We start from the raw sequence: 24,442 nt of genomic DNA, 5'->3' as shown, positions 1-24,442 counted from the left end.
GATAGCTGGAGATCTCCGCGTCCATCTTGATCTCGACGAACGCCGGGGTTTCCCAGGTCATATGCACTCTCCCGTTTCCGGTTGTGCCGCGGGCGCGAAGCCCGGCAGGCGGTTGTCTCCGCCCGCGTTATATGAGCCGGCCCGCGCTCCGGTTGCAATGGCCGGCGGGATCACCCGAGCGTCAGCCCGGCATCCACCACCAGGGTCTGGCCGGTGATCGGGGCGGGGGTGGTGGCGAGGAAGACGATCGCCTCGGCGATATCCTCCGCGGTGCACATGCGCTTGAGCAGGGCACGCTCGGCGGCGGCGCGCTTGCGCTCCTCCGGCCAGTCGGCCTGCCAGGGGGTGTTGACGGCGCCGGGTGCGACGGCGTTGACGCGACATTCGGGGGCAAGCGCGCGGGCGAGGTTCTTCGTCATGTCGATCAGCGCCGCCTTGGACGCGCCATAGGCGAGCGAGGAGCCGAGATGGCCGAGGCCGGCGATCGAGGCGGTGTTCACGACGGCGCCCTTGGCGGCGCGCAGCGCGGCGGCGGCGGCGCGGGTGCAGCGGAACGGGCCGAGCAGGTTGGTGTGCAGGATCCTCGCCCAGAACGCTTCCGTCATCGCGTCGAGATCGGCGGGCGGAATCGGCGCCCGCGTGTTCGGCGTGCCGGCGTTGTTGACCAGGATGTCGAGCCGGCCGAGCTGGTCGATCGCGCGCGTGACCATCGCCTCGGCCTGGCCCGGCACCGACACGTCGCCGGGCGCGGTGCCGACGCGGTGTCCCTCGGCAAGCAGGCGCGCGGCCTCGCGCGGCCCGGCGGGATCGTCGGGCAGGTGATTGATCAGCACGAAGCAGCCGCGGCGCGCCAGCTTCTCGACGGTGGCGAGCCCGATCCCCGAGGCGCCGCCGGTGACCAGCGCGGTCATGGTGTCGAATTCGAGGGTCATCGGATCATGCTCCCGATCTGCGTCAGCGCCCGCTTGAGCGCGATCAGGCGGCGGTCGCGCTCCTCGAACAGGGTAGCGGGGCTCTCGCCGCCGTAGTCGTAGAAGCCGCGGCCCGCCATCACGCCCGAGGCGCCCTCGGCGATCAGCGTGTCGAGTGCGGCGCTGCGGGTGATCGGCGGGGGTGGGGGCACCATGCGCGCGGCGAGCGCCTTCTGCACCAGCGGCAGGCCGGTGAAGTCGGCCTTCATGAAGTGGCCGAGCAGCGGCAGGCGGAGCGACAGTCCGTGCACGATCGCGGCGTCGATCTCGGCTGCGTCCGCCACCCCTTCATCGAGCAGCGTGTAGAGCTCCATCGCCATCACCGCCTGGATGCGGTTGGCGATGTAGCCGGGCACGAACTTGCGCAGCACGATCGGATGCTTGCCCATGCCGGCATAGAGGTCGCGGAGCCGGATCGGCACCTCCGGGTCGCAGCGCGGTCCCCCGACCACGTCCACGAGATCGACCAGATACGGGGGCGTGTACCAGTGTGCGATGGCCGCGCGGTGCTGGCGCTGCTCGGGGATCAGCGGGAACGGATCGAGATAGGAGGTGTTGGAGGCGAGGATCGCATCGCGCGGTGCATGCGGGTCGAGAGCGGCGTAGAGCGCGCGCTTGGCCTCGGCATCCTCGGTGATCGCCTCGACGATCAGCTCGGCATCGGCGACGGTCTCGGCGAGATCGGCGTGGGTGGTGATCACCGTGCCGAGCCAGGCCGCGTCACGGTCGGTCTCGCCGGCCTCGCGCAGCGTCGCCAGCGCCGCCGCGATCAGCCCCGGCGCGCGTTCGAGTGTGGGGGCATGGGTGTCGGTCAGCCGCACGCGGCAGCCGCCGAGCGCGTGCACAAGCGCGAGCGCGTGGCCCATCAGGCCGGCGCCAAGGATCGCGACCCGCATCATCGTTGCTCCTCCGGGATCCAGGGTTCGGGCGCGCGCGTCTCGATGTCGGTGGCGACATCGACGACGACCGGGCCGGGATGGGCGAGCGCATCGCAGAGCGCCGGCGCGATCGCGGCGGGGTCCTCGACGCGGATGCCGCGCACGCCGAAGGCCTCGGCCACGCGCGCGAAATCGGTCGGGCCGAAGCGGATGATCTCCTCGAAATGGCCGGGCCGGTTGCCCTGGAGCCGACGCACATTCGGCAGGCCCTGGCCGAAGCCCGAGTTGTTGTTGATCACCAGCACGAGCGGCCGGCCGAGCCGGCGCGCGGTTTCGAGCTCGGGCAGGTGGTAGTAGATCGCGCCGTCGCCGGAGAAGCACAGAACCGGGCGGTCGGGGCAGGCGCATTTGGCGCCGATCGCCGCCGGGAACGACCAGCCGAGCGAGCCGGCCGCGCGCAGATAGGTCTGTGGTGGGGCGAGGTCGATGCAGGTTGCAGTCCAGATCCCCGAGTAGCCGGTATCGGCGACCAGGATCGCGTCCTTGGGCAGCGCCTCGGTGATCTCGGCACAGAGCCGGTCGGGGCGGATCGGCATGGCATCGGAGGCGACGTGCGGCGCCATCGCCGCGCGCCAGGTGGCGACACGCTCGGCGGCCCAGCGCGCGAAGCCGGCGTCGCGCGGCGTTCCCGCGAACATCTCGGCGAGCGCCTCCAGCGCGGCGCGCGGATCGGCCGGCAGCGGCAGCGTGTTCGGGTAGTTGCGGCCGATCTCGGCCGGATCGGCATCGATCTGCACGATGCGCGTGCCGGGCGCGGGCACGCGCCAATCGAGCGTCGGCTGATCGCCGAGATGGCTGCCGACCACCAGCACGCAGTCGGCCGCGTGCACGATCTCGTTCGCCGGCGGCGCGCCGTAGCTGCCGACGGTCCCGACCGAGAGCGGATCGCGCGTATCGATGATGCCGCGCGCGCCGAGGCTGGTCGCGACCGGGGCGGCGAGGATGCGCGCGAGCCGAAGCAGCGCCTCTTCCGCGCCCGAAAGCGTCGCCCCCGCGCCGGCGACGATGGCGACGCGCTGCCCCGCGGCGAGCACGGACGCGGCGGGGGCGAGATCGGCCGGATCGGGCGGGGCGCGATAGGCCGGCACCGCGCCGTGGCGCGGCTCGACGGAGGCGTCCGCGGCGATCTCCGGCACCTCGATCCCCTCGGCCTGGAGCCCGAGCAGGTCGAGATGCACCGGGCGCGGTGTGGGGCCGGTGGCGGCGCGGAAGGCCTGACGCAAGAGGCGCGGCAGATCGTCGGGCGCATCGACCCGCTCGGCGAACGAGGTGACGGCGGCGAACAGCGGGCCGTGCGCGATCTCCTGGTAGGCGTTGCGCGATTGCGCGGCCTTGCGGCCGGTCAGCGCCACGATCGGCGCGCGATGCAGATACGCATCCTGCAGCCCGGCGGCGAGATTGGCCGCGCCGACGCTCTGCGCGAAGCACACGCCCACTCGGCCGGAGGCGCGGGCGTAGCCGTCGGCCATGTACACGGCCGCCTTCTCGCTGTGCGCGAGCACGCGCCTGACGCCGAGCGCCTCCAGCTCGATCAGGGTGCGGCGCAGCACGGCATCGACGAAGAACACATGGGTGACGCCGTAGCCGGCGAGCATCTGCGCGATCACGCTCGCGCCGGCGGGTGCGGTCATGGCGTCTCCCTTTCCCTGCCGCCTGTGTTCCACGGCGGGGCATGGCGGGCAAGGGAGCTCGGTTGCGTCGCGGCCGTGTGCGCGGCTAGCGTCATGCCAACGACACATGGGAGGAGACCCGCCATGCCGGGACGTCTGTTCGCTGCCACGCTCGCGGCAGCGCTGCTCGCTGCGCCAGCGGCGGCGCAGGTGACCATGGTGATCGCCTGGCCCGCCGGCGGGGCGACCGACATCAGCGGCCGCATCATGCAGCCGGCACTCGCCGAGGCGCTGGGCGAACCGGTGATCATCAAGAACGTCACCGGTGCCGCGGGAACGATCGGCACGGCCGAGGTCGCGCGCGCCCGGCCCGACGGCAGGACGATCCTGATCACGCCGGTCGGGCCGATGATGATCCAGCCGCAACTGCGCCGGAATGTCGGCTACACGCCGGCCGACTTCACGCCGATCTGCCAGGTGCTCGACAGCCCGCTGATCATGATGACGCCGAAGACCTCGGGGCTGAAGACGGTGCAGGACGTGATCGCCAAGGCGAAGACCCAGCCGGGCGCCTTCCCCTATGCCTCGACGGGTCCCGGAACGATCCCGCACATCTCGATGGTGGCGTTCGAGCGGCTGGCGGGGATCAGCATGAACCACATCCCCTATCGCGGCTCTGGCCAGGTGATGCAGGGCTTCGCCGAGGGCTCGGTGACGCTGTTCAACGACCAGAGCAACCTGATCCGCCAGTACGACCTGCATGCCATCGCCATCTTCAACGAGAACCGCAGCCCTGACTTCGCCGAGACGCCGACCATGCGCGAACTCGGCTACGATCTCGTCTATTCCATCTGGACCGGCATCTACGGGCCGGCCGGGATGGCGCCGGCGCTCGTCGCGCGCTTCGAACGCGCCTGCCTTCAGACGATGGCGAACGCCGAGGTGCGCGCGGGGCTCGCGCGGGTACAGATCCCGATCGTGGTGCGCAATGCCGCCGAGTTCGCCGAATTCAACCGGGATCAGTACGCGCGCTTCGGCGAGGTGATCCGGGCGGCGAACCTGACGCTCGACTGACGCGCGTCAGCCGGCGGACGCAGGCTCGACCAGCGCCTCGAGGGTGCGCCGGCCGAGCGCGACCAGCTCGGTCGCGAGGCATGCGACGCGCTCGGCCGTGCCGTCGCGGCAGGTCTCCTCGAGCAGCGTGGCCGCGCGCGCGAGGGCTGCCGCGCCGAAGGTGCCGGCGGCACTCTTGAGCACATGGGCGAGCCGGCCGATCGCGGCCACGTCCCCGGCCGCATGCGCGGCCTCGAGCTCGGCGAGTCGCGCCTCGGTCTCCTCGACGAACACGGCGATGAGCTGCGGCAGCCGCCCGGGCTCGACCGCACCGCGCAGCTCGTCGAGCGTGGCGCGATCGACCAGCGGCAGTTCCCCTGCGGGCTCCGCGCCGCGCCGCCCCGCGCGCCGTCCGGCGAGCGCCTGATCGACCGCGCCGAGCAGCGCGATCAGGTCGATCGGCTTGGCGACGTAGCCGGTCATGCCGGCCTCGAAGCACCGGTCGCGATCCTCGGGGCGCACCGAGGCGGTCAGCGCGATGATCGGCACGGTGCCGGCTGGCGGCGGCAGGGCGCGGATGCGCGCGGTCGCGCCGAAGCCGTCGAGCTTCGGCATCTGCACGTCCATCAGGATCAGGTCGTAGCGCCGCGCCGCCGCGCGCTCCACGGCCTCCTCGCCGTCGGCCGCGACATCGACCGCGAAGCCGGCACGGCGCAGGATCGCCGCGGCGACAAGCTGGTTCGAGCGGCTGTCCTCGGCGAGCAGCACCCGCCCGCGCACGCCGCGTGGGGCGGGTGCGACGGCGGCCGAGGGCACGAGCCGCGCGGGTGCGCTGCCCGCACCCGCGACCGGGCGGACGGGCAGGATGAAGGAGAAGGTCGTTCCGCGCCCGGCCTCGCTTTCGAGCGCGAGCTCGCCCCCCATGAGCGCGACGAGCTGGCGGCAGATCGTCAGCCCGAGACCCGAGCCGCCGAAGCGACGGCTGATCGAGGCATCGGCCTGGGCGAAGCGCACGAACAGCCGCTTCTGCGCCGCCGCCGGGATGCCGATGCCGGTGTCGGTGACGGCGAAGCTCAGGGCCAGGGGTTCGGCCGAGGCGCGCTCGATCCGCACCGTCACGCCGCCGATCGCGGTGAACTTCACCGCGTTGTCGACCAGGTTGAGCAGCACCTGGCGCAGCCGGTGCGGATCGCCTTCGACCGTGTCGGGCACCTCGGGCGCGATCGCGGCGGCAAGGCCGATGCCCTTCTCGGCGGCGGTGGCGCCGAACAGGTCGAGCACGCCGAGCACCACGTCGGCGATGCGGAACGGCACGGATTCGATGCGCAGCATGCCGGACTCGATGCGCGAGATGTCGAGGATGTCGTTGACGATCGCCAGCAGGTCCTGGCCGCAGCGCCGCGCGGTGTCGGCATAGGCGCGCTGCTCGGCGGTGAGTTCCGTCTCCAGCAGCAGCGCGACCGTGCCCATCACGCCGTTCATCGGCGTGCGGATCTCGTGGCTCATGGTGGCGAGGAAGTCGGACTTGGTCTGGTTCGCCCGCTCGGCTGCGCGCTTGGCGCGCTCAAGGGCGAGTTCGGCGCGCTTGCGCGCGGTGACGTCGTGCTGGATGCCAAGGAACAGGGCGGGGCGCCCATCGGGGCCCGGCACCGGGGTGATGCGGAGTTCGTTCCAGAACCGGGTGCCGTCGCGGCGGTAGTTCACCATCTCGACGGTGACGGGCCTGGCCGCGGCGATCGCACGGCGCACCCGCGCCACCGCCTTGGGGTCGGTGTCGCGCCCCTGGAGGAAGCGGCAGTTGCGCCCCAGCACCTCCTCGGCCCGGTAGCCGGTGATCGCCGAGAAGGCGGGGTTGAGGAAAACGATCGGACAGTCGGGGCGCGACGGGTCGGCGATCGTCACGCCGGTGGGCGCGGCGGCGACGGCAGCGGCGAGCACGCCGGCCGCCCGCGGATCGAAATCCGGCAGCGCGGCATTGCCCGCGCTGCTTGCCTGGGGCCAGGCCTCAGCGGTCGTAGGCGACGAGCGCGTCGAACGGGACATCGAGCTTCGCCCTTCCGTTCAGGAAGGTGAGTTCGATCAGGGCCGCCGCCCCCGGCACCTCGGCGCCGAGCCGGCGCAACAGCGTGATCCCGGCCGCCATCGTGCCGCCGGTGGCGAGCAGGTCATCCACCACCACCACCCGGTCGCCCGGTTTCACGGCGTCGGCCTGCGCCTCGATCCGGTCCGTGCCGTATTCGAGGGCGTAGTCATGCCCGACCGTCGGGCCCGGCAGCTTGCCCTTCTTGCGCAGCATGATGAAGCCGCAGCCGAGCTTGAGCGCCAGCGGGGCGGCGACCAGGAACCCCCGGCTCTCGACACCGGCGATCAGGTCGGGCTGGTGGCGGCGCACCAGCCGCGCCATCCGTCCCATCGCCACCTGCCAGGCATCGGCATGCGCGAGCAGGGTGGAGATGTCGTAGAACAGGATACCGGGCTTGGGGAAATCGGGGATGCCGCGGATGTGGTCCTTGATGTCCATGCAGTGCCGGCCTTCCCCTGGTGCCGCAGTGGTCCTGTTGCGCTGCAGCTTACGGGACGGCGGGCTGCGGGAGCAACGCGCCCGAGACGGGCGCGACGCGGAAGCTTCATCTCAGTGTCACCGTGACGTAACATGGAGCGGCTAAACGCCGCGAGGCCACGACACGGGAGAGACCCAATCATGCATCGCAGGATCCTTCTCGCCGGCGCCGCCCTGGCGCTGGCCGTCACAACCGCGCCGGCGGAGGCGCAGCAGCGCACCGAGATCCAGTTCTGGTACGGCCTCGGCGGCGCGCTCGGGGAGCGCGTTCAGGAGCAGGTCCAGCGCTTCAACGCGAGCCAGGACCGCTACACCGTGAACGCCACATTCCGCGGCAGCTACGTCGAGGTGATGACCGGCGCGATCGCCGCCTGGCGGGCCGGCAACCCGCCGCACATCGCCCAGGTGTTCGAGGTCGGCACGGCGACCATGATGGCGGCCGGGCCGGCCATCAAGCCCGTGTGGCAGCTCTCCCAGGAGACCGGGATCGCGATCGACCCCGCCAAGTACCTCGCCGGCGTACGCGGCTACTACAGCGACACCCAGGGGCGGCTCGTGTCGATGCCGCACAACTCGTCCTCGGCCATCATGTGGCTGAACATGGACGCGCTCGCCAAGGCGGGTGTCACCGAGCCGCCGCGCACCTGGCGCGAGTTCCGCGCGGTGGCGGAGAAGCTGAAGGCCGCGAACGCGACGCCCTGCGTGAGCACGACCACCTGGCCGACCTGGGTGATGTTCGAGCAGCAGTCCTCGATCCACGACGTCGGCCTCGCCACCAAGGCGAACGGGTTCGAGGGCATGGATGCGGAGATGAACCTGACGCATCCCTTCTTCCTCAAGCACGTGCAGTTCCTCGCCGACCTGCAGCGCGACGGGCTGTTCCGCTATGGCGGACGCGACAACGCCGCCGGCAACCTGTTCCCGTCGGGCGAGTGCGCGATCAGCTTCGGCTCCTCGGCGGCACGGGCCCAGATCGAGCGCGACGCCAAGTTCAAGTGGGCCTCGGTGCCGCTGCCCTACCACGACGACGTCATCCAGAGCCCGCGCAACGGCGTGATCGGCGGCGCCAGCCTGTGGGCGCTCACCGCGCGCAACCGCACGCCGGCCGAGTACGCGGCCGTGGCGGCGTTCTACGCCTTCATCAGCCGGCCCGAGGAGGACCAGTGGTGGCACCAGGTGACCGGGTATGTGCCGCTCACCCTGGCCGCCTACGAGAAGTCCAAGGCCGAGGGCTACTATGAGCGCAACCCCGGCGCGGACGCGGCGATCATCCAGCTCTCCCGCGCCCAGCCGACGCCCAACAGCCAGGGCTTCCGCCTCGGCGGCATGGTCGAGATCCGCAACATCATCCAGGAGGAGCTGGAGAAGGTGTTCCAGGGTCAGCAGACCGTGGCGCAGGCGATGGAGACGGCGAACCGGCGCGGCAACGCCGTGCTGCGTGCGTTCGAGCGCGCCAACCGCTCGTGACGCGGCAGGCGGGCTGAGGGATCAGGGCGGGCCGCTCCCCGAGCGGGGGCGGCCCGTCGGCACGAGAGGCCGATGCGCAAGCGCGTCATCTTCAACGACAAGGGCCTGCCCTATCTGCTGCTCGCGCCGCAGCTCGCGATCACCTTCGTCTTCTTCTTCTGGCCGGCCGGGCAGGCGATCTGGTTCAGCTTCCTGCGCCAGGACGCGTTCGGCATCCGCACCACCTTCGTCGGCCTCGAGAACTTCGTCGAGCTGTTCCAGGACCCCCTCTATCTCGCCTCGGCCTGGAACACGGTGGTCTTCTCGTTCTGGGTCACGCTCGTCTCGATGGCGGTGGCGCTGGGGCTCGCGGTGCTGGCGGATCGGCACATCCGCGGCGCGGGCGTCTACAAGACCCTGCTGATCTGGCCCTATGCGATCGCGCCCGCCGTCGCCGCCGTGCTGTGGATCTTCATCTTCCACCCGCAGGTCGGCCTGCTGGGCCGGTTCCTGCGCGAGATCGGCATCGCCTGGGACTACAAGCTGAACGGCGGCCAGGCCATGCTGGTCGTGATCGTCGCCTCGGCCTGGAACCAGATCCCCTACAACTTCCTGTTCTTCCTCGCCGGCTTGCAGTCGATCCCGAAGAGCGTGCTGGAGGCGGCGGCGATCGACGGCGCCTCGGCGCAGCGGCGCTTCTGGACCGTGATCTTCCCGCTGCTTTCGCCCACCACCTTCTTCCTGCTGGTGGTGAACATCGTCTTCGCCTTCTTCGGCACCTTCGGCGTGATCGATGCGCTCACCAAGGGCGGCCCCGCCAAGGCGACCGAGACGCTGATCTACAAGGCCTACATCGACGGCCGCGTGAACCTGGATCTCGGCTCGTCCTCGGCACAGTCGGTCGTGCTGATGCTGACAGTGATCCTGCTCACCGCGATCCAGTTCCGCTACATCGAGCGCAAGGTGCACTACTGATGCGGGGCGCGCGATGATGCACGGTCCGATCGACGCCACGCGGCTCGCCGCCGCCGAGCGCGCGGCGATGAAGGCCGAGGCGGCGCGGCGGCGCACCGACATCGTCACCCATGCGATCCTGATCCTGGGTGTCGTGCTGTTCGCCCTGCCGATCTGGATCGTGCTGATGGGCTCGACCCACGATGTCGGCACGATCGCGCGCGGCGAGGTGCCGCTGCTGCCGGGCCCCTACGCGGTCCAGAACTACCTGACCGCGCTCGGCGAGGGCTCGGCGCGCACCACGCGCGTGCCGGTGGCGCTGATGATGGTGAACAGCTTCATCATGGCGCTGCTGATCACGGTCGGGAAGATCGCGATCTCCCTCACCTCCGCCTATGCCGTGGTGTTCTTCAGCTTCCCCGGCCGGATGGTGGCGTTCTGGTCGATCTTCATCACGCTGATGCTGCCGGTCGAGGTGCGCATCTTCCCGACCTTCAAGGTCGTCTCGGACCTCGGCATGATCAACACCTATGGCGGCCTGATCATTCCGCTGATCGCCTCGGCCACCGCCACGCTGCTGTTCCGCCAGTTCTTCCTGACCATCCCGGACGAGCTCGTGGAGGCGGCGAAGATCGACGGTGCCGGGCCGCTGCGGTTCTTCAAGGACGTGGTGCTGCCGCTGTCGGTGACGAACATCGCCGCGCTGTTCGTGATCCTGTTCGTCTATGGCTGGAACCAGTATCTGTGGCCGCTGCTGGTGACCACCTCGGGCGATGTCGAGACGATCGTGATCGGCATCGTGCGCATGATCGGCTCGGAGGCGGACACGGACTGGAACCTGGTGATGGCGACCGCCGTGCTGGCGCTGCTGCCGCCGGTGGCGGTGGTGATCCTGATGCAGCGCTGGTTCGTCAAGGGCCTGGTCGAGACGGAGAAGTAACGCACGCCATGGCGACGCTCGAACTCCAGGGCATCCGCAAGTCGTTCGGCACAACGCATGTGCTGCACGGCATCGACCTCGCGGTCGCCGAGGGCGAGATGATCGTGATCGTCGGCGCCTCGGGCTGCGGCAAATCGACGCTGCTGCGCATCGTCGCCGGCCTGGAGACCGCGACCGAGGGCCGCGTGATCATCGCCGGCGCGGACGTGACGCGGCTGGAGCCCAAGGACCGCGACATCGCGATGGTGTTCCAGAACTACGCGCTCTACCCGCACATGAGCGTGTTCGACAACATGGCCTATGGGCTGAAGATCCGTGGCCTGCCGAAGGCCGAGATCCGCGCGCGTGTTCAGCAGACCGCGGACCTGCTCGGCATCGGGCAGCTCCTGGAGCGCAAGCCGCGCCAGCTCTCGGGCGGGCAGCGCCAGCGCGTGGCGATGGGGCGCGCGATCGTGCGCGAGCCGAAGCTGTTCCTGTTCGACGAGCCGCTCTCGAACCTCGACGCCAAGCTGCGCGTGCAGATGCGCGCCGAGATCAAGCGGCTGCAGCGCCGGCTCGGGGTCACCAGCCTGTTCGTCACCCACGATCAGGTGGAGGCGATGACGCTCGGCGACCGGCTGGTGGTGATGCACGAGGGCCGGGCCGAGCAGGTGGCGACCCCGATGGAGATCTGGCGGGCGCCGGCCAACACCTATGTCGCGGGGTTCATCGGCGCGCCGGCGATGAACTTCCTCGCCGCCGAACTCGTCGAGGGAGGGGCCGCGGCGAAGCTGAAGGCGGGTGCGACGATCGCCTTCGCCGACGGGGTGCATCCGGGCGGCGAGGGCGCGCCCCTGATCGTCGGCATCCGGCCGGAGCACATCCAGGCGGGATCGGGCCCCGGCAGCCTGCCGCTGAAGGTCGATCTGGTCGAGCCGCTCGGCGCCGAAAGCCTGATCCACGGCGCCCTTCCCTCGGGCGAGACGCTGACCGTGCGGATGAGCGACTGCTCGCCGCTCGCGGGCTCGGTGCTGCCAGTGGTCCTGCCGCCGGCGAGCCTGCATGTGTTCGACGCCGAGGGGCGGCGGATCGAGGCGGTGCGCCGGCGGGAGCGGACAGCGGCCGCCGGGGCGGTCGGCGCCTGACCTGACCCTCCCCACGCCCAAACCGGTTGCGCGTCCCGTCTCGGCCCGGTAACACTTTCGCGCCATACGAGAACCCCAGAGGAGCATCCGGGGTGAAGCGCGGATGAGCAACTCAGGCGGGCTGTCGGCCGCCGTGATCGAGAAGGCGGCGGTCGGTCGCCCGGCGGCCATGCCGGCCGCCCCGCCGGTGACCGCGGCACCGCCGGCGGTCACGCGCGATGAGGTCGACGTGCTGGTCCGGCGCGCCGGGCTGAACCTCAATGCCGGTCAGAAGGCCGATCTCGCGGTCTCTTATCAGCACATCGTCGCGCTGACGGCGCGCATCCCGCGCGCCCGGCCGATCTGGGACGAACCCTGCTTCACGCCTGCCTTCGGTGCGCCCACGGTACCGGTGCCCGCCCCGGCGTCGGGCCGCGGCCCGGCCCGGCCCGCCGCCAAGGTGTCCAACAGACCGGCGCCGCGACCTGCCGCCAAGCCGGCCAAGGCGCCCGCCCAGGCGGCGAAGGCCGCCAAGCCCGCACCCATGCGCGCAAAGGCCGCGAAGAAGCCCGCCCGCCCGCCCGCCAAGCCCGCCAGGAAGGCCGCCCGCCCGCGCCGATGAGAGCGGCCGACATCCTCCACCACCTGACCATCGCCGACGCGGCCGGCGCGATCCGTGCCCGCCGCCTCTCGCCGGTCGAACTGACGCGCGCCCTTCTCGCCCGCATCGAGCAGCTCAACCCCCGGCTCGACGCCTTCCTGACCGTGACCGAGCGCGAGGCGCTCTCGGCCGCGCGCGTCGCCGAGAAGGCGATCGCCTCGGGGGGCTGGAAAGGGCCGCTGCACGGCATCCCGGTCGCCTACAAGGACATCTACGAAACGGCCGGGGTGCGCACGACCGCGCATTCGCGGCTGATGCTGAACCACATGCCGAAGCGCAGCGCCGCCGCGGTCGAGCGGCTGGCCGAGGCGGGCGTGGTGATGCTCGGCAAGCTCGCGACGCATGAATTCGCGACCGGCGGACCGGCCTTCGACCTGCCCTGGCCGCCCGCCCGCAACCCCTGGGACACCGAGCGCTTCACCGGCGGCTCGTCCTCGGGCTCGGGGGCGGCGATCGCCGCCGGGCTCTGCCTCGGCAGCCTCGGCTCCGACACCGCCGGCTCGATCCGTCTGCCGGCCGCCTATTGCGGCATCGCCGGCATCAAGCCGACCGCGGGTCTGGTCAGCCGCCGCGGCGTGGTGCCGCTCTCGCACTCGCTCGACACGGCCGGGCCGATGGCCTGGACGGCCGAGGACTGCGCCATCCTGCTCGCCGCGATCGCCGGCCACGACCCCGAGGACAGCGCCTCGGTGCACGCCCCGGCGGTGGACTACCCTGCGGAGTGCCGCAAGCCGGTGAAGGGGATGCGGGTCGGGCTGATCCGCCGCTTCCACGAGCACGACCTGCCGGCCTCGGCCGAGGTGCGCGAGCAGATGGCGGATGCCGTGCGCCTCCTGAAGGAGCTCGGCTGCACGGTGGTCGAGCTCGACACCGCGCCGTTGCAGGATTTCAACGCGGTCACGCGCCTGATCATCGTCGCCGAGGCCTACGCGATCCACGAGCACGACCTGACCACACGGCCGGAGCTCTACTCGCGCGCCTTCCGCGTGCGGGTCATGGGCGGGGGGCTCTTGCGCGCGGCCGACTATCTCCAGGCGCAGCGCCAGCGGAAGACGCTGGCGGCGCAGTTCAACGCCCTGTTCGAGCGCGTCGAGGCGATCGTGACCGCGACCGTTCCCTCGCCGCCACCGAAGCTCGCCGACCAGGACCCGCGCGAGGGGCTGGCGCGGCCGATGTTCACCGCGCCGGCCAATGTCTCGGGCGGGCCGGCGATGGTCGTGTGCTCGGGCTTCGCCGCCAACGGCCTGCCGCTCGGGCTGCAGATCATCGGCCGCCCGTTCGACGACGCCACCGTGCTGCGGCTCGGCCGCGCGGTCGAGGAGGCCGCCGGGACGCGGGCGCGACGGCCCGCGCTTTGAGGTCGCTCGATCCCGCCCCGGCGGGCAGCCGCGCCCGGACGCCGCGGCCCGCCCTGACCTGACCCCCCGCTGCCGGATCGCCCATGCACCGTCTCGCCGCCGCGCTTCTCCTTCTGCTCGCCGCCTGCACCGCGCCGCCCAGCGGGATCACCCCCGTCCGCTTCGACCCCGACCGCTATCTCGGCACCTGGTACGAGATCGCCCGGCTCGACCACAGCTTCCAGCGGGGCGACGCGAGCGCCACCGCCACCTACGCCGCCAACCCCGACGGCACGATCGCCGTCACCAACCGCGGCTGGCGCCCGGACGGCACCGAACGCTCGGTCGAGGGCACCGCCCGGTTCCTGGGCGACCGCAACACCGCGAGCCTCGGGGTCACCTTCCGCTGGCCCTTCGAAGGCGGCTACCACGTCATCCGCCTCGACCCCGAGTACCGGATCGCCCTCGTCTCCGGCCCGACACGCGACTACCTCTGGCTGCTCTCGCGCACCCCGACCCTCCCGGAACCCGTGATCGCCGACTGGCTGGAGACCGCCCGGCGGCTCGGCTACCCCGTGGACCGGATCATCCGTTCGCAACCCCCGCCAGCCTGACCTTGCTCACGGCCGCCCCGCGCGGCATATCCGGCCGCCATGGCGCGCCGCCGCGAATACCTGACGATCCCCCGGATGCTGCCGCCCAAGCCGCCGAGCCGCTGGGCGCGCCGCGGCAAGGTGCTGGCCGGCTGGGGGTTCCTCGTGCTCGGTGTCGCGGGGATCTTCCTCCCCTTCCTCCAGGGCTTCCTGTTCCTCGCCGTCGGGCTCTACATCCTGCGCGACGAATACGCCTGGGCGCAGCGCATGATCGACTGGATGCGCCGCAAGTTCCCCCGCTACACGAAGCAGATGGACGAGGGGAAAGACCGGGCGCAGGAATGGCTCACCCGCTGGCGCCGGCGCTTCCGCCGCACCGTCTACCAGGTCCGTCGCTGAGGCGGCCGAGCCCGCACGAGCGCCCTTGAAGAGTCGGGCCCGACCCGGCTGGTATACCCTGGGACCGCCTGGTGGATCCGGGACACGGCGCCGAGACCATGCCACGCAGCGACCTCTACCCCGACATCGCCCCGTATGAGAGCGGCTACCTGCCCCTCGATTCCGGGCACACGATGTACTGGGAACAGGTCGGCAGCCCCTCCGGCATGCCGGTGCTGTTCCTGCATGGCGGCCCGGGCGCGGGCGCGGGCGCGGTGCACCGGCGCTTCTTCGACCCCGGCCGGTTCCGCGTCGTCATCTTCGACCAGCGCGGCGCCGGGCGGTCGCGGCCGCTCGGCAGCCTCGCCGCCAACGACACGCCGCACCTGATCGCCGACATCGAGCGGCTGCGCGAGCGGCTGCGCATCGACCGCTGGCTGGTGTTCGGCGGCTCCTGGGGCTCGACGCTCGGCCTCGCCTATGGCCAGTCGCATCCCGAGCGGGTCGCGGGGTTCGTGCTGCGCGGCATCTTCCTCGGCCGCGCGCGCGAGATCGACTGGTTCCTCTATGGCCTGGCCCGCTTCTTCCCAGAGGCCTGGGCCGCCTTCGCCGGCCATGTGCCGGAGGCGGAGCGGGGCGACCTGCTCGCGGCCTACTGGAAGCGGCTCTCTGATCCCGATCCGCGCGTGCATCTCGCCGCCGCGCGCGCCTGGAGCGTCTATGAGGGCTCCTGCTCGACGCTGCTGCCGAGTCCCGAGACCGTCGCCTCCTTCGCCGAGGACCGCACCGCGCTCGGGCTCGCACGGATCGAGGCGCATTATTTCCGCCATGGGCTGTTCCTGCCCGAGGACGGACTGCTCGGCGGGATGAGCCGGATCGCGCACATCCCGGGCGAGATCGTGCAGGGCCGCTACGACATGATCTGCCCGCCCGAGAGCGCGGCCGCCCTCGTCTCGGCCTGGGACCGCGCCCGGCTGACGATCGTGCCCGATGCCGGGCACTCGGCGCTCGAACCCGGGATCAGGGCCGCCCTGCTCGCCGCGATCGAACGCTTCCGCGGGCGGTGAGCGCCCGCGCCTCGGCGGCGATCCAGGCGCGCGCGGCGAGCATCGCGCCGTCGCACAGCACGCGCACGCGAACGAACCGATACAACGGCCCTTCGTAGGCGTGCAGGCGTCGCAGCACCGCGGGCGGCACCTCGGCAAGCACGCCATGGACCGCGGCCGTCGGATCGCGGACGAGCGTCGGGTACGGCGTGCCGCGCAGCATCGCGCGCCGCCAGCCCGGCAGCAGCGCCGGGCGCGCCTCGCGCACGAACCGATCCGCGCCGGCGACGCGCCGCGCCACCGCGGGGTCCATCAGCGTGCCGTAGAGGAAGACGCGCAGCGCGCTCAGTGCCCGGCGTGGGTGCCCGAGAAGTCGGGCGCGGCCAGCCCCGATGCCTTGAGCTGATCCGCGAGCGCCTGCTTCAGCCGCTCCAGCCCCGCCTCGCCCGTCATCGCCTCGGCGCGCGCGACCAGCACCGCCTGGGTGTTGGAGGCGCGCAGGAGCCACCACCCGTCGGGGGTGCGCACGCGCACGCCGTCGATGTCGTTGACATCGGCGCCGGCCGCCTTCAGCCGGGCGGCGACCTCCTTCACCACCTGGAACTTGCGCACGTCGTCGCAGTCGAAGCGGAGCTCGGGCGTGTTCACCACCTTGGGCAGCGCCTTGCGCACGTCGGAGAGTTTCTCCGGCATGCGCGCAAGCACGCCGAGCAGCCGCACCCCCGCGTAGAGCGCGTCGTCGAAGCCGTACCACTTGTCGGCGAAGAACACGTGGCCCGACATCTCGCCCGAGAGCGGCGCCTTGGTCTCGGCCATCTTGGCCTTGATCAGGCTGTGCCCGGTCTTCCACATCAGCGGCGCGCCGCCCGCCTCGCCGATCGCGTCGAACAGCACCTGCGACGCCTTCACGTCGCTGATGATCGTCGCACCCGGATGCGTCTTCAGCACGTCGCGCGCGAGGATCAGCAGGATCTGATCGCCATACAGCACCTCGCCCTCGTCATCGACGATGCCGATCCGGTCCGCGTCGCCATCGAAGGCGATGCCGACATCGGCGCCCGTGTCGCGCACGCGCGCAATCAGTGCGGCGAGGTTCTTCGGCACGGTCGGGTCCGGGTGATGGTTCGGGAAACGGCCGTCGATCTCGCCGAACAGGATCATGTGCTCGCCCGGCAGGCCGGCGACCAGCCGCTTCAGCACCTCCCCCGCCGCGCCGTTGCCGTTGTCCCACACGACCTTGAGCGCGCGCGCCCCGCCGTCCCAGTCCTTCAGGATGCGCGTGACGTAGTCGCCGGCGATCTCCACATCCTCGACGCGCCCCTTCGCCTCCGGCACCACATCGCCAGCCGCGGCCATGCGCCCGATCTCCTGGATCTGCGCGCCGAAGAACGGCTTGTGGCGGAGTGTCATCTTGAAGCCGTTGTAGTCCGGCGGGTTGTGGCTTCCGGTGACCTGGATCGCGCCGTCGCAGCCGCGCGCGCGGTCGAGGTAGTAGAGCATCGGCGTCGGCCCGACCCCCATGCGCAGGACGGCGACGCCGCACGCCATCAGCCCCTCGACCAGCGCCGCTTCCAGCTCCGGCCCCGACAGCCGCCCGTCGCGGCCGACCGCCACGGTCGTCCCGCCGTCGCGCGCGACCAGCGAGCCGAAGCAGCGGCCGATCGCGAACGCGTCCCTGGCCGAGAGCGTGCGGCCGACGATGCCGCGGATGTCGTACTCGCGCAGCGTGGTGGGATCGAAACGGTGGCTGAATGCCATGAGCGTGACTCCCTTCAGGCGCGGCCGATCGAGCTGTAGGCGAATCCGGCCTCGCGCATCGCCGCGGGGTCGAAGATGTTGCGCAGATCGACCACCACGCGGCCGGTCATCACGCCGGCGAGGCGATCCGGCGGGATCGCGCGGAACACGTTCCATTCCGTGATGACGACGAGGGCATCCGCCCCCTCGGCCGCGTCGTAGGCATCGCGGCAGTACACCACCTCGGCCGGCAGCAGCGGCTTGGCCTGCGCCATGCCCTCCGGGTCATACGCACGCACGACCGCGCCCGCCTCCACCAGCCGCGGCACGATCGCGAGCGAGGGCGCATCGCGCATGTCGTCGGTCTCGGGCTTGAAGGTGAGCCCGAGCACGGCGATGGTCTTGCCCGCGACCGAGCCGCCGCAGGCGGCGATCACGCGCTCGGCCATCGCTGCCTTGCGCGCATCGTTCACCGACACGACGGTCTCGACGATGCGGACCGGCGTGCCGGCGTCCTGGGCGGTGCGCACGAGCGCGAGCGTGTCCTTCGGGAAGCAGGACCCGCCGAAACCGGGCCCCGCGTGCAGGAACTTCCGCCCGATCCGCCCATCCAGTCCGATCCCGCGCGCGACATCGTGCACATCCGCGCCCACCTTCTCGCAGAGATCGGCAACCTCGTTGATGAAGGTGATCTTGGTGGCGAGGAAGGCGTTGGCCGCGTACTTGATCAGCTCCGCCGTCTCGAGCCCGGTGAACACGATCGGCGTCTCGATCAGATAGAGCGGCCGGTAGAGGCGCTTGAGCACGGCCTGCGCGCGCTCGCTGTCGGTGCCGATCACCACCCGGTCGGGGCGCATGAAGTCGCCGATCGCGCTGCCTTCGCGCAGGAACTCCGGGTTGGAGGCGACCGCGATGTCGAGCTCCGGCCGCACCTCCCGGGCAAGCGCGGCCACCTTGCGGCCCGTGCCGACCGGCACGGTCGATTTGGTCACGAGCACGGTCGGGCCGGTCAACGCCGCGCAGACCTCGCGCACCGCCTCGAAGACATAGGTGAGATCGGCATGGCCGTCGCCGCGGCGGGACGGCGTGCCGACCGCGATGAACACGGCGTCGGCCCGGTTGACGGCCTTGGCCGTGTCGGTGGTGAAATGCAGCCGTCCCTCGGCGGCGTTGCTCTTCACCAGCTCGTCCAGCCCCGGCTCGAAGATGGGAATCCGGCCCTGCTTCAGCGCCGTGATCTTGGCGGGGTCCTTGTCGACCACGCTGACATCGATGCCGAACTCGGCGAAGCAGGCGCCGGAGACGAGGCCGACATAGCCGGCGCCGATCATCGCGACATGCATGGATCAGGGTCCTCGGCTCGGGATCAGACGTATCGGGACAGGAAGTCGCGCACCTTCCCGGCAAGATCGGGGCGCTTCAGCGCGAAGGCGATCTGCGCCTCCAGGAAGCCGGCCTTGTCGCCGCAGTCGAAGCGCCGGCCCTGGCAGCGCAGCCCGTGGAAGGGCTGCCGGCCGATCAGCCGCGCCATCGCGTCCGTGAGCTGGATCTCGCCGCCCGCGCCCCTCTCGAAGCGGGCGATCTCGGCGATCACCTCGGGCATCAGCACGTAGCGGCCGATGATCGAGAGCGTGGACGGCGCCTCCGCGGGCTTCGGCTTCTCGACCAGGCCCAGCACCTCGGCGACACGGCCATCATCCTGGCCGACCTTGAGGATGCCGTAGCGCTGGGTGTGCTCGCGCGGCACGTCCTCCACGGCGACCACGTTGCCGCCGGTCTCGGCGTACACATCCGCGAGCTGCTTCACCCAGGACACATCGGCCAGCACGAGATCGTCGGGCAGCAGGATCGCGAACGGGTCGTCGCCGACGAAGGCGCGCGCGCACCAGATCGCATGGCCGAGGCCGAGCGGCACCTGCTGGCGCACGCTCATCAGCGATCCCGGCTCCATCGAGGTGCTCCGCAGCAGGTCCAGCGCCTCGGTCTTCGCCCGTTCCTTCAGCGTGTGTTCGAGCTCGTAGGCGAGGTCGAAATGCTCCACGAGCGCGGTCTTGCCCCGCCCGGTGACCAGGCAGAACTGCTCGATCCCGGCCGCGCGCGCCTCCTCGATCGCGTACTGGATCAGCGGCTTGTCCACCACCGGCAGCATTTCCTTCGCCAGCACCTTGGTGGCCGGGAGGAACCGCGTGCCGAGCCCGGCGACCGGCAGGACAGCCTTCTTCAGCGGCTTGCGCACGGAGGACACCTCATCGCGTGGTGGGGGCACCCGGGCCGCCACGGGGCCGGGCGTCAGTCGCGCGGCCGACTTCCTGCCATAGCGCCCGGTTCGGGACAACCGTGAGGCGAGGCGGCCGGCCTCGGCTTTGCGCTGCGTGCCGGCTTCGGCCATCGTCGCCCCATGCCGCGCGAGATCCTGCTGAACGCCTTCTCGATGAACACGGTGGGCCATGTCTCGCCCGGCCTCTGGACCCATCCGCGCGACCGCAGCACCGAGTATCACCGGCTGGCCACCTGGACCGGGCTCGCCGAGCTGCTGGAGCGCGGCATGTTCGACGGGCTGTTCCTGGCCGATGTGCTCGGCGTCTACGATGTCCATCGCGGCGGACCCGAGGCGGCGCTGCGCCATGCCGTGCAGCTGCCGATCAACGACCCGCTGCTGCTCGTCCCCGCGATGGCCCACGTGACGCGCCATCTCGGCTTCGGCGTCACCGCCAATCTGAGCTGGGAGACGCCCTATCAGCTCGCGCGCCGGTTCTCGACCCTCGACCACCTGACCGAGGGGCGGATCGGCTGGAACATCGTCACGGGCTACCTCGCGAGTGCGGCGCGCGCGATGGGCGCGGAGATGGCCGCCCATGACGAGCGCTACGACCTCGCCGAGGAGTTCATGACGCTCGCCTACAAGTTCTGGGAAGGGTCGTGGGAAGATGGCGCGGTGCTGCGCGACCGCGCGCGGGGCGTGTTCGCCGATCCGGCGCGGGTGCATGCGATCCGACATGACGGGCCGCATTTCCGCGCCGAGGGGATTCATCTCTGCGAGCCCTCGCCGCAGCGCACGCCGCTGCTCTACCAGGCCGGCACCTCGCGCGCGGGCCGCGCCTTCGCCGGCCGCCATGCCGAGTGCGTGTTCGTCTCCGGCCCCTCGGTGGCGGTGATCGCGCCGCGTGTCGCCTCCCTGCGCGCGGCGGCGGTCGCGGCCGGCCGCGCGCCAGACGACATCAAGGTGTTCAGCGCGCTCACCGTGATCGTCGCCGAGACCGCCGGCGAGGCGCGCGCGCTGGAAGCCGAGTACCGCCGCCACGCGAGCGGCGAGGGCGCGCTCGTGCTGATGTCGGGCTGGACCGGGCTCGATTTCGGCGCCTTCGACCCCGACCAGGAGGTGCGCCACATCGAGAGCGAGGCGATGCGCACGGCCCTGGAGAACGTCACCGCGCGCGGCGACCCCACCCGGCACTGGACCGTGCGCGAGGTCGCGGAGTTCGTCGCGATCGGCGGGGTCGCGCCCGTGCTGGTCGGCTCGGCGGCCGAGGTGGCGGACGCCGTCGAGGACTGGGTGGATCGCACGGGCGTGGATGGGCTGAACCTGTCGTCGGTGGTGTTCCCGGAGACCTTCGAACGCATCGCCGCACTGCTGGTTCCGGAGCTGCAGCGGCGCGGGCGGGTGAAGCGCGCGCATCGGCCCGGGACGCTGCGCGAGAAGCTGTTCGGCCGGGCGCGCGTGGCGGACACCCACCCGGCCGCGCGATATCGCCTCGGCTGACGCGCGCGGCGCCGCCCTGCCGATCCCCGTCTTGCCAAGGTCGGTCGGCAGGCGCACGCTTCGCGCCACTGCGTTCCGATGGGCGCCCGCGGGCAGGAACGGAGGGCGCCAGTCCGCACGACCACGGAGGCCCGCCATGGTGCGACGCCGCAGCCTGCTTGCCGGCACGGGCGCTGGACTCGCCGCTCTGGCCGCGCCGGCAGCGATCCGCGCGCAGTCGGCGACCACGCTGCGCTTCACGCCGCAACAGGCGCTGGTGACGCTCGATCCCGTCACCACAACGGCCTACATCACGCGCAATCACGGCTACATGGTGTTCGACACGCTCTACGGCATGGACGGCAGCTTCCAGGCCACGCCGCAGATGGTGGAGGGGCATCGCATCGAGAATGACGGGCGGCTGTGGACGCTGCACCTGCGCGAGGGGCTGCTGTTCCATGACGGCGAGCGCGTGCTGGCGCGGGACTGTGTGGCCAGCATCGAGCGCTGGGCCAAGCGCGATCCCTTCGGCGCGACGCTGATCGCCACGACCGACGAGCTCGCCGCCCCCGATGACCGCACGATCCGCTTCCGCCTGAAGCGCCCCTTCCCGCTTCTGCCGCTCGCACTCGGCAAGGCCTCCGTGCCGGTCTGCGCGATGATGCCGGAGCGTCTCGCCCGGACCGACCCGTTCACCCAGGTGACCGAACTTGTCGGCAGCGGACCGTTCCGCTTCAGGGCCGATGAGCGCGTGGCCGGCACGATCGAGGTCTACACCAGGTTCGACCGCTACGTGCCGCGCAAGGACGGCCCGCTCGGCTGGACCTCGGGGCCCAAGGTGGTGCATTTCGACCGCGTCGAGTGGCACGTGATCCCGGACAGCTCGACCGCCACCGCCGCGCTCGTCTCGGGCGAGCAGGACTGGCAGGAATACGCCTATCACGACCACCTGGCGATGCTGCGCCGCGCGCGTGGCGTGACGGTGCGCGTGCTCGACCGCACCGGCTTCGTCGCGATGATGCGCGTGAACCACATCCAGCCGCCGTTCAGCAACCCGGCGATCCGCCGCGCGCTGCTCGGCGCGGTCGATCAGACGGCTTTCATGCAGGCCCTGATGGGGCCCGGCGAGCCGGATCTCTATCACGTGCCGCTCGGCTTCTTCTGTCCCGGCACGCCGATGGCATCCGATGATGGCCTGGAGGTGTTCACGCGCCGGCCGGACTACGCCAAGGTGCAGGCCGATCTCCGCGCCGCGGGCTACAACGGAGAGACGGTCCTGCTGATGGTGCCGTCGAACTCGTCGGTGCTGATGTCGCAGGGCGCGGTGGCGGCCGACATGCTGAAGAAGTCGGGCATGACGGTCGAGGTCTTCTCGGTCGAGTTCAACGCCATGCTGCAGCGGCGCAACCGCAAGGGACCCGTCGCCGAGGGCGGCTGGAGCGCCTTCATGACCAACTGGGCGGGTGCGGACTGGCTGAACCCGGCCGGGCACATCGCGCTGCGCGGCAACGGCGAGGCGGGCTATGCCGGCTGGGCGACCATGCCGCGCATCGAGGAGCTCCGCGAGGCCTGGTTCCGCGCGCCCGACGAGGCTGCCCAGAAGGCGATCTGCCGCGAGATCCAGCTCGAGGCGCTGCGCGAGGTGCCCTACTACCCGCTCGGGCAGTATCTCCAGCCGACGGCGTACCGCTCCAATCTCACGGGCATCCTGGACGGCTTCGCGACCTTCTGGAACGTCCGCCGCGCCTGACCCGACACAGACAGAGGAACCGATGAGCGAGCACAAAGACGCGCGCGCGACCGCGCTCGACTGGATCGCGGCGAACGAGGCGCGACTGTCCGGGTTCAATGCGCGGATCTGGGCGCACGCCGAGCCGGCCTGGCGCGAGTACAGATCAGCGCGCGACTACGTCGAGCTGTTGCGCGCGGAGGGCTTCACGGTCGAGGCAGGGTCGGGCGGCATGCCGACGGCCTTTGTCGCCTCCTGGGGCGCGGGCAAGCCGGTGCTCGCCGGGTTCAGCGAGTACGACGCCGTGCCCGGCAACTCGCAGCAGGTCGTGCCCTACCGCGCGCCGCGCGCGGGGCTGCACCCCTACACGGCCGGCCATACCGACCCGCACTCGGTGCTGGGCACGGCCTCGCTCGCGGCCATGCTCGGCGCGCGCGCGGCGATGCAGAAGCACGGTATCGCCGGCACGCTGAAGCTGTTCGGCGAGCCGGCCGAGAAGGTCTGCGGCTCCAAGCCGATCCACGCGGCCAAGGGCTACTACGACGATCTCGATGCCGCGGTCGTGTGGCATCCCTGGGGATCGAACACCGTCACCGCCGAGACGCAGTTCGGCGCCTATTGGAGCGCGGTGATCACCTTCGAGGCGCCCTCGCCCGAGACCTGGATCGATCCCTCGCTGATGCCGATCGAGGGCGCGCATGCCGTGGCGCGCTGTCCCGGCGCGCTCGATGCGCTCTGCCTGATGTATACGACCACCAAGTACACGAAGGAGGCGATGTTCCCGCATGCGGGGTCATGGACGCTGAACGAGTTCGTGCTCGGCGACGGTGGTGCGACCTCCGACAACCTGACGCCGCGCTTCGCGCAGATCCAGTACGCGTGGCGTTCCTCCTCGCTCGGCATCCAGGAGCAGATCTGGCGCGTACTGGCGAACAACGCGCGCCAAGCGGCCGCCAGCACGGGCTGCAAGGCCTTCGTGCGCTGGGTGACCAAGACGCGTGTCGGGCTGCCCAACACGGTGCTGACCGATCTGACCTGGAAGAATCTCCAGGCGGTCGGGGCACCGCGCTACGGCGAGGAGGCGCTGGAGTTCGGCCGCGCGATCCAGCGCACGCTGGGGCTCGAACCGATGGCCGATCCGTTCATCACCGAGGTGACGCGCCTGACGCCGCCCGAGGAGAACGAGGCGCGCCTGCGCGCCGCCCTGCCCTCCTGGCAGAAGCATCTGAGCGCGGATGACTATGTCGAGTTCTGCTGGCACGCCCCGACCGTGCGGCTGCTTGCCGCCCGCCCGCGGCTGCGCCCCCCCGCGCCGGGCTACGCCTATCCCGCCTGGACCTACAACGCGCTCGGCGGGCTGCCGGCGGCGGTCGATCCGGGGATGTTCGTCGCGGCCAGGACGATGGCGCTGACGCTGGTCGATCTCGCCACCCAGCCCGAAACGCTGGCCGCCGCCCAGGCCGAGTTCCGCGAGCGCACGGGCGGCGGCGTGGGCGGGTCGCGCTGGATCGGGCCGCTGCTGCCGCGCGATTTCGTCCCGCCGGTCGATCTGCGCTGGCCGGAATACGTGCGCACCGAGCGCGGCGAGGAATGGTGCATCCCCACGCCGTTCGAGGGCACCGGTGCCGGCGAGCCGCTCTGACGGGG

Annotated in this window: 22 protein-coding genes; 13 read left to right on the top strand and 9 right to left on the bottom strand. The window is 71.3% G+C overall.

What is annotated here, in order from left to right:
* Positions 1–170: 170 nt before the first annotated feature.
* Genes F563_RS0109560 through F563_RS0109550 form a run of 3 tightly spaced genes read right to left on the bottom strand, consistent with a single transcriptional unit; the run spans position 171 to position 3,540 of the window.
* A complete protein-coding gene (locus tag F563_RS0109560; RefSeq protein WP_019014446.1) occupies positions 171–932 on the bottom strand; it encodes an SDR family NAD(P)-dependent oxidoreductase in 762 nt (253 codons plus the stop codon).
* Complete coding sequence (locus F563_RS0109555) at positions 929–1,870, bottom strand: 3-hydroxyacyl-CoA dehydrogenase family protein (RefSeq protein ID WP_019014445.1); 942 nt, start codon at positions 1,868–1,870, stop codon at positions 929–931. The genes F563_RS0109560 and F563_RS0109555 overlap by 4 nt, the downstream gene beginning before the upstream one ends.
* Complete coding sequence (locus tag F563_RS0109550) at positions 1,867–3,540, bottom strand: thiamine pyrophosphate-binding protein (RefSeq protein WP_019014444.1); 1,674 nt, start codon at positions 3,538–3,540, stop codon at positions 1,867–1,869. The genes F563_RS0109555 and F563_RS0109550 overlap by 4 nt, the downstream gene beginning before the upstream one ends.
* A gap of 123 nt (positions 3,541–3,663) precedes the next feature.
* On the opposite strand from F563_RS0109550, the gene F563_RS0109545 reads away from it, so the two are divergent.
* The gene (locus tag F563_RS0109545; RefSeq protein WP_019014443.1) at positions 3,664–4,593 is read left to right on the top strand and encodes a tripartite tricarboxylate transporter substrate binding protein; all 930 of its coding nucleotides are present in this window, start codon (positions 3,664–3,666) and stop codon (positions 4,591–4,593) included.
* Between the two features lie 6 nt (positions 4,594–4,599).
* Here the strand turns inward: F563_RS0109545 and F563_RS22155 are convergent, their stop codons facing one another.
* Positions 4,600–6,615, bottom strand: a complete 2,016-nt coding sequence (locus tag F563_RS22155; protein WP_019014442.1) for an ATP-binding protein — start codon at positions 6,613–6,615, stop codon at positions 4,600–4,602.
* Positions 6,578–7,093, bottom strand: coding sequence for an adenine phosphoribosyltransferase (locus tag F563_RS0109535; RefSeq protein ID WP_019014441.1), 516 nt, complete (start codon positions 7,091–7,093; stop codon positions 6,578–6,580). Before F563_RS0109535 ends, F563_RS22155 begins: the two co-directional genes overlap by 38 nt.
* A gap of 180 nt (positions 7,094–7,273) precedes the next feature.
* Here F563_RS0109535 and ugpB point away from each other — a divergent pair, with 180 nt between their 5' ends.
* The 9 genes from ugpB (at position 7,274) to pip (ending at position 15,611) form a co-directional block, all read left to right on the top strand.
* The gene (ugpB, locus tag F563_RS0109530) at positions 7,274–8,599 is read left to right on the top strand and encodes a sn-glycerol-3-phosphate ABC transporter substrate-binding protein UgpB (RefSeq protein ID WP_019014440.1); all 1,326 of its coding nucleotides are present in this window, start codon (positions 7,274–7,276) and stop codon (positions 8,597–8,599) included.
* Positions 8,600–8,671: 72 nt separating this feature from the next.
* Entirely contained in the window at positions 8,672–9,553 is an 882-nt protein-coding gene (ugpA, locus tag F563_RS0109525) for a sn-glycerol-3-phosphate ABC transporter permease UgpA (protein ID WP_019014439.1), read from the top strand.
* Positions 9,554–9,566: 13 nt separating this feature from the next.
* Positions 9,567–10,472: a sn-glycerol-3-phosphate ABC transporter permease UgpE gene (gene ugpE / locus F563_RS0109520; protein ID WP_019014438.1), complete on the top strand. Its 906-nt coding sequence runs from the start codon at positions 9,567–9,569 to the stop codon at positions 10,470–10,472.
* An 8-nt stretch (positions 10,473–10,480) separates the two neighbouring features.
* The gene (ugpC, locus tag F563_RS0109515; protein WP_019014437.1) at positions 10,481–11,596 is read left to right on the top strand and encodes a sn-glycerol-3-phosphate ABC transporter ATP-binding protein UgpC; all 1,116 of its coding nucleotides are present in this window, start codon (positions 10,481–10,483) and stop codon (positions 11,594–11,596) included.
* Positions 11,597–11,699: 103 nt separating this feature from the next.
* Positions 11,700–12,197 (top strand): hypothetical protein, encoded by a 498-nt coding sequence (locus F563_RS0109510; RefSeq protein ID WP_019014436.1) that lies wholly within the window; start codon positions 11,700–11,702, stop codon positions 12,195–12,197.
* Positions 12,194–13,594, top strand: coding sequence for an Asp-tRNA(Asn)/Glu-tRNA(Gln) amidotransferase GatCAB subunit A (locus F563_RS0109505; RefSeq protein ID WP_019014435.1), 1,401 nt, complete (start codon positions 12,194–12,196; stop codon positions 13,592–13,594). Before F563_RS0109510 ends, F563_RS0109505 begins: the two co-directional genes overlap by 4 nt.
* Before the next feature lie 83 nt (positions 13,595–13,677).
* Complete coding sequence (locus F563_RS0109500) at positions 13,678–14,187, top strand: lipocalin family protein (protein WP_019014434.1); 510 nt, start codon at positions 13,678–13,680, stop codon at positions 14,185–14,187.
* A gap of 39 nt (positions 14,188–14,226) precedes the next feature.
* Complete coding sequence (locus tag F563_RS0109495) at positions 14,227–14,565, top strand: PGPGW domain-containing protein (RefSeq protein ID WP_019014433.1); 339 nt, start codon at positions 14,227–14,229, stop codon at positions 14,563–14,565.
* A gap of 98 nt (positions 14,566–14,663) precedes the next feature.
* A complete protein-coding gene (gene pip, locus F563_RS0109490; RefSeq protein WP_026299465.1) occupies positions 14,664–15,611 on the top strand; it encodes a prolyl aminopeptidase in 948 nt (315 codons plus the stop codon).
* On the opposite strand, the gene F563_RS23920 is transcribed toward pip, so the two are convergent.
* Genes F563_RS23920 through F563_RS0109470 form a run of 4 tightly spaced genes read right to left on the bottom strand, consistent with a single transcriptional unit; the run spans position 15,565 to position 19,563 of the window.
* A complete protein-coding gene (locus tag F563_RS23920; RefSeq protein WP_281169536.1) occupies positions 15,565–15,930 on the bottom strand; it encodes a gamma-glutamylcyclotransferase family protein in 366 nt (121 codons plus the stop codon). The two genes, pip and F563_RS23920, sit on opposite strands and share 47 nt — an antisense overlap.
* Before the next feature lie 5 nt (positions 15,931–15,935).
* Positions 15,936–17,348 (bottom strand): phosphoglucomutase/phosphomannomutase PgmG, encoded by a 1,413-nt coding sequence (gene pgmG / locus F563_RS0109480; protein ID WP_019014430.1) that lies wholly within the window; start codon positions 17,346–17,348, stop codon positions 15,936–15,938.
* A gap of 14 nt (positions 17,349–17,362) precedes the next feature.
* On the bottom strand, positions 17,363–18,670 hold the full coding sequence (locus tag F563_RS0109475) for a UDP-glucose dehydrogenase family protein (RefSeq protein ID WP_019014429.1): 1,308 nt from the start codon (positions 18,668–18,670) through the stop codon (positions 17,363–17,365).
* Positions 18,671–18,693: 23 nt separating this feature from the next.
* Complete coding sequence (locus F563_RS0109470) at positions 18,694–19,563, bottom strand: UTP--glucose-1-phosphate uridylyltransferase (protein WP_019014428.1); 870 nt, start codon at positions 19,561–19,563, stop codon at positions 18,694–18,696.
* Between the two features lie 162 nt (positions 19,564–19,725).
* Here F563_RS0109470 and F563_RS0109465 point away from each other — a divergent pair, with 162 nt between their 5' ends.
* From F563_RS0109465 to F563_RS0109455, 3 genes are all read left to right on the top strand, one after another.
* Positions 19,726–21,087: an LLM class flavin-dependent oxidoreductase gene (locus F563_RS0109465; RefSeq protein ID WP_019014427.1), complete on the top strand. Its 1,362-nt coding sequence runs from the start codon at positions 19,726–19,728 to the stop codon at positions 21,085–21,087.
* 139 nt (positions 21,088–21,226) lie between these two features.
* A complete protein-coding gene (locus F563_RS0109460) occupies positions 21,227–22,816 on the top strand; it encodes an ABC transporter substrate-binding protein (protein WP_026299464.1) in 1,590 nt (529 codons plus the stop codon).
* A 22-nt stretch (positions 22,817–22,838) separates the two neighbouring features.
* Positions 22,839–24,437, top strand: a complete 1,599-nt coding sequence (locus F563_RS0109455) for a zinc-binding metallopeptidase family protein (protein WP_019014425.1) — start codon at positions 22,839–22,841, stop codon at positions 24,435–24,437.
* The last annotated feature ends 5 nt before the right edge of the window (positions 24,438–24,442 follow it).

It is taken from the genome of Elioraea tepidiphila DSM 17972, from assembly GCF_000378465.1.
GTDB classification, from domain to species: domain Bacteria; phylum Pseudomonadota; class Alphaproteobacteria; order Acetobacterales; family Acetobacteraceae; genus Elioraea; species Elioraea tepidiphila.
This window is presented reverse-complemented; position numbering and strand designations above follow the sequence as displayed.

What these genes read in the sequence shown, in the direction of transcription:
- F563_RS0109545 (WP_019014443.1), top strand. Translation starts at nt 3,664, where the DNA reads ATGCCGGGACGTCTGTTCGCTGCCACGCTCGCGGCAGCGCTGCTCGCT.
- ugpC (WP_019014437.1), top strand. Translation starts at nt 10,481, where the DNA reads ATGGCGACGCTCGAACTCCAGGGCATCCGCAAGTCGTTCGGCACAACG.
- F563_RS0109550 (WP_019014444.1), bottom strand. Translation starts at nt 3,540, where the DNA reads ATGACCGCACCCGCCGGCGCGAGCGTGATCGCGCAGATGCTCGCCGGC.
- F563_RS0109510 (WP_019014436.1), top strand. Translation starts at nt 11,700, where the DNA reads ATGAGCAACTCAGGCGGGCTGTCGGCCGCCGTGATCGAGAAGGCGGCG.
- pgmG (WP_019014430.1), bottom strand. Translation starts at nt 17,348, where the DNA reads ATGGCATTCAGCCACCGTTTCGATCCCACCACGCTGCGCGAGTACGAC.
- F563_RS0109505 (WP_019014435.1), top strand. Translation starts at nt 12,194, where the DNA reads ATGAGAGCGGCCGACATCCTCCACCACCTGACCATCGCCGACGCGGCC.
- F563_RS22155 (WP_019014442.1), bottom strand. Translation starts at nt 6,615, where the DNA reads ATGTCCCGTTCGACGCGCTCGTCGCCTACGACCGCTGAGGCCTGGCCC.
- F563_RS0109560 (WP_019014446.1), bottom strand. Translation starts at nt 932, where the DNA reads ATGACCCTCGAATTCGACACCATGACCGCGCTGGTCACCGGCGGCGCC.
- F563_RS0109455 (WP_019014425.1), top strand. Translation starts at nt 22,839, where the DNA reads ATGAGCGAGCACAAAGACGCGCGCGCGACCGCGCTCGACTGGATCGCG.
- F563_RS0109475 (WP_019014429.1), bottom strand. Translation starts at nt 18,670, where the DNA reads ATGCATGTCGCGATGATCGGCGCCGGCTATGTCGGCCTCGTCTCCGGC.
- pip (WP_026299465.1), top strand. Translation starts at nt 14,664, where the DNA reads ATGCCACGCAGCGACCTCTACCCCGACATCGCCCCGTATGAGAGCGGC.
- ugpA (WP_019014439.1), top strand. Translation starts at nt 8,672, where the DNA reads ATGCGCAAGCGCGTCATCTTCAACGACAAGGGCCTGCCCTATCTGCTG.
- F563_RS0109500 (WP_019014434.1), top strand. Translation starts at nt 13,678, where the DNA reads ATGCACCGTCTCGCCGCCGCGCTTCTCCTTCTGCTCGCCGCCTGCACC.
- F563_RS0109555 (WP_019014445.1), bottom strand. Translation starts at nt 1,870, where the DNA reads ATGATGCGGGTCGCGATCCTTGGCGCCGGCCTGATGGGCCACGCGCTC.
- F563_RS0109465 (WP_019014427.1), top strand. Translation starts at nt 19,726, where the DNA reads ATGCCGCGCGAGATCCTGCTGAACGCCTTCTCGATGAACACGGTGGGC.
- ugpE (WP_019014438.1), top strand. Translation starts at nt 9,567, where the DNA reads ATGATGCACGGTCCGATCGACGCCACGCGGCTCGCCGCCGCCGAGCGC.
- F563_RS0109535 (WP_019014441.1), bottom strand. Translation starts at nt 7,093, where the DNA reads ATGGACATCAAGGACCACATCCGCGGCATCCCCGATTTCCCCAAGCCC.
- ugpB (WP_019014440.1), top strand. Translation starts at nt 7,274, where the DNA reads ATGCATCGCAGGATCCTTCTCGCCGGCGCCGCCCTGGCGCTGGCCGTC.
- F563_RS0109495 (WP_019014433.1), top strand. Translation starts at nt 14,227, where the DNA reads ATGGCGCGCCGCCGCGAATACCTGACGATCCCCCGGATGCTGCCGCCC.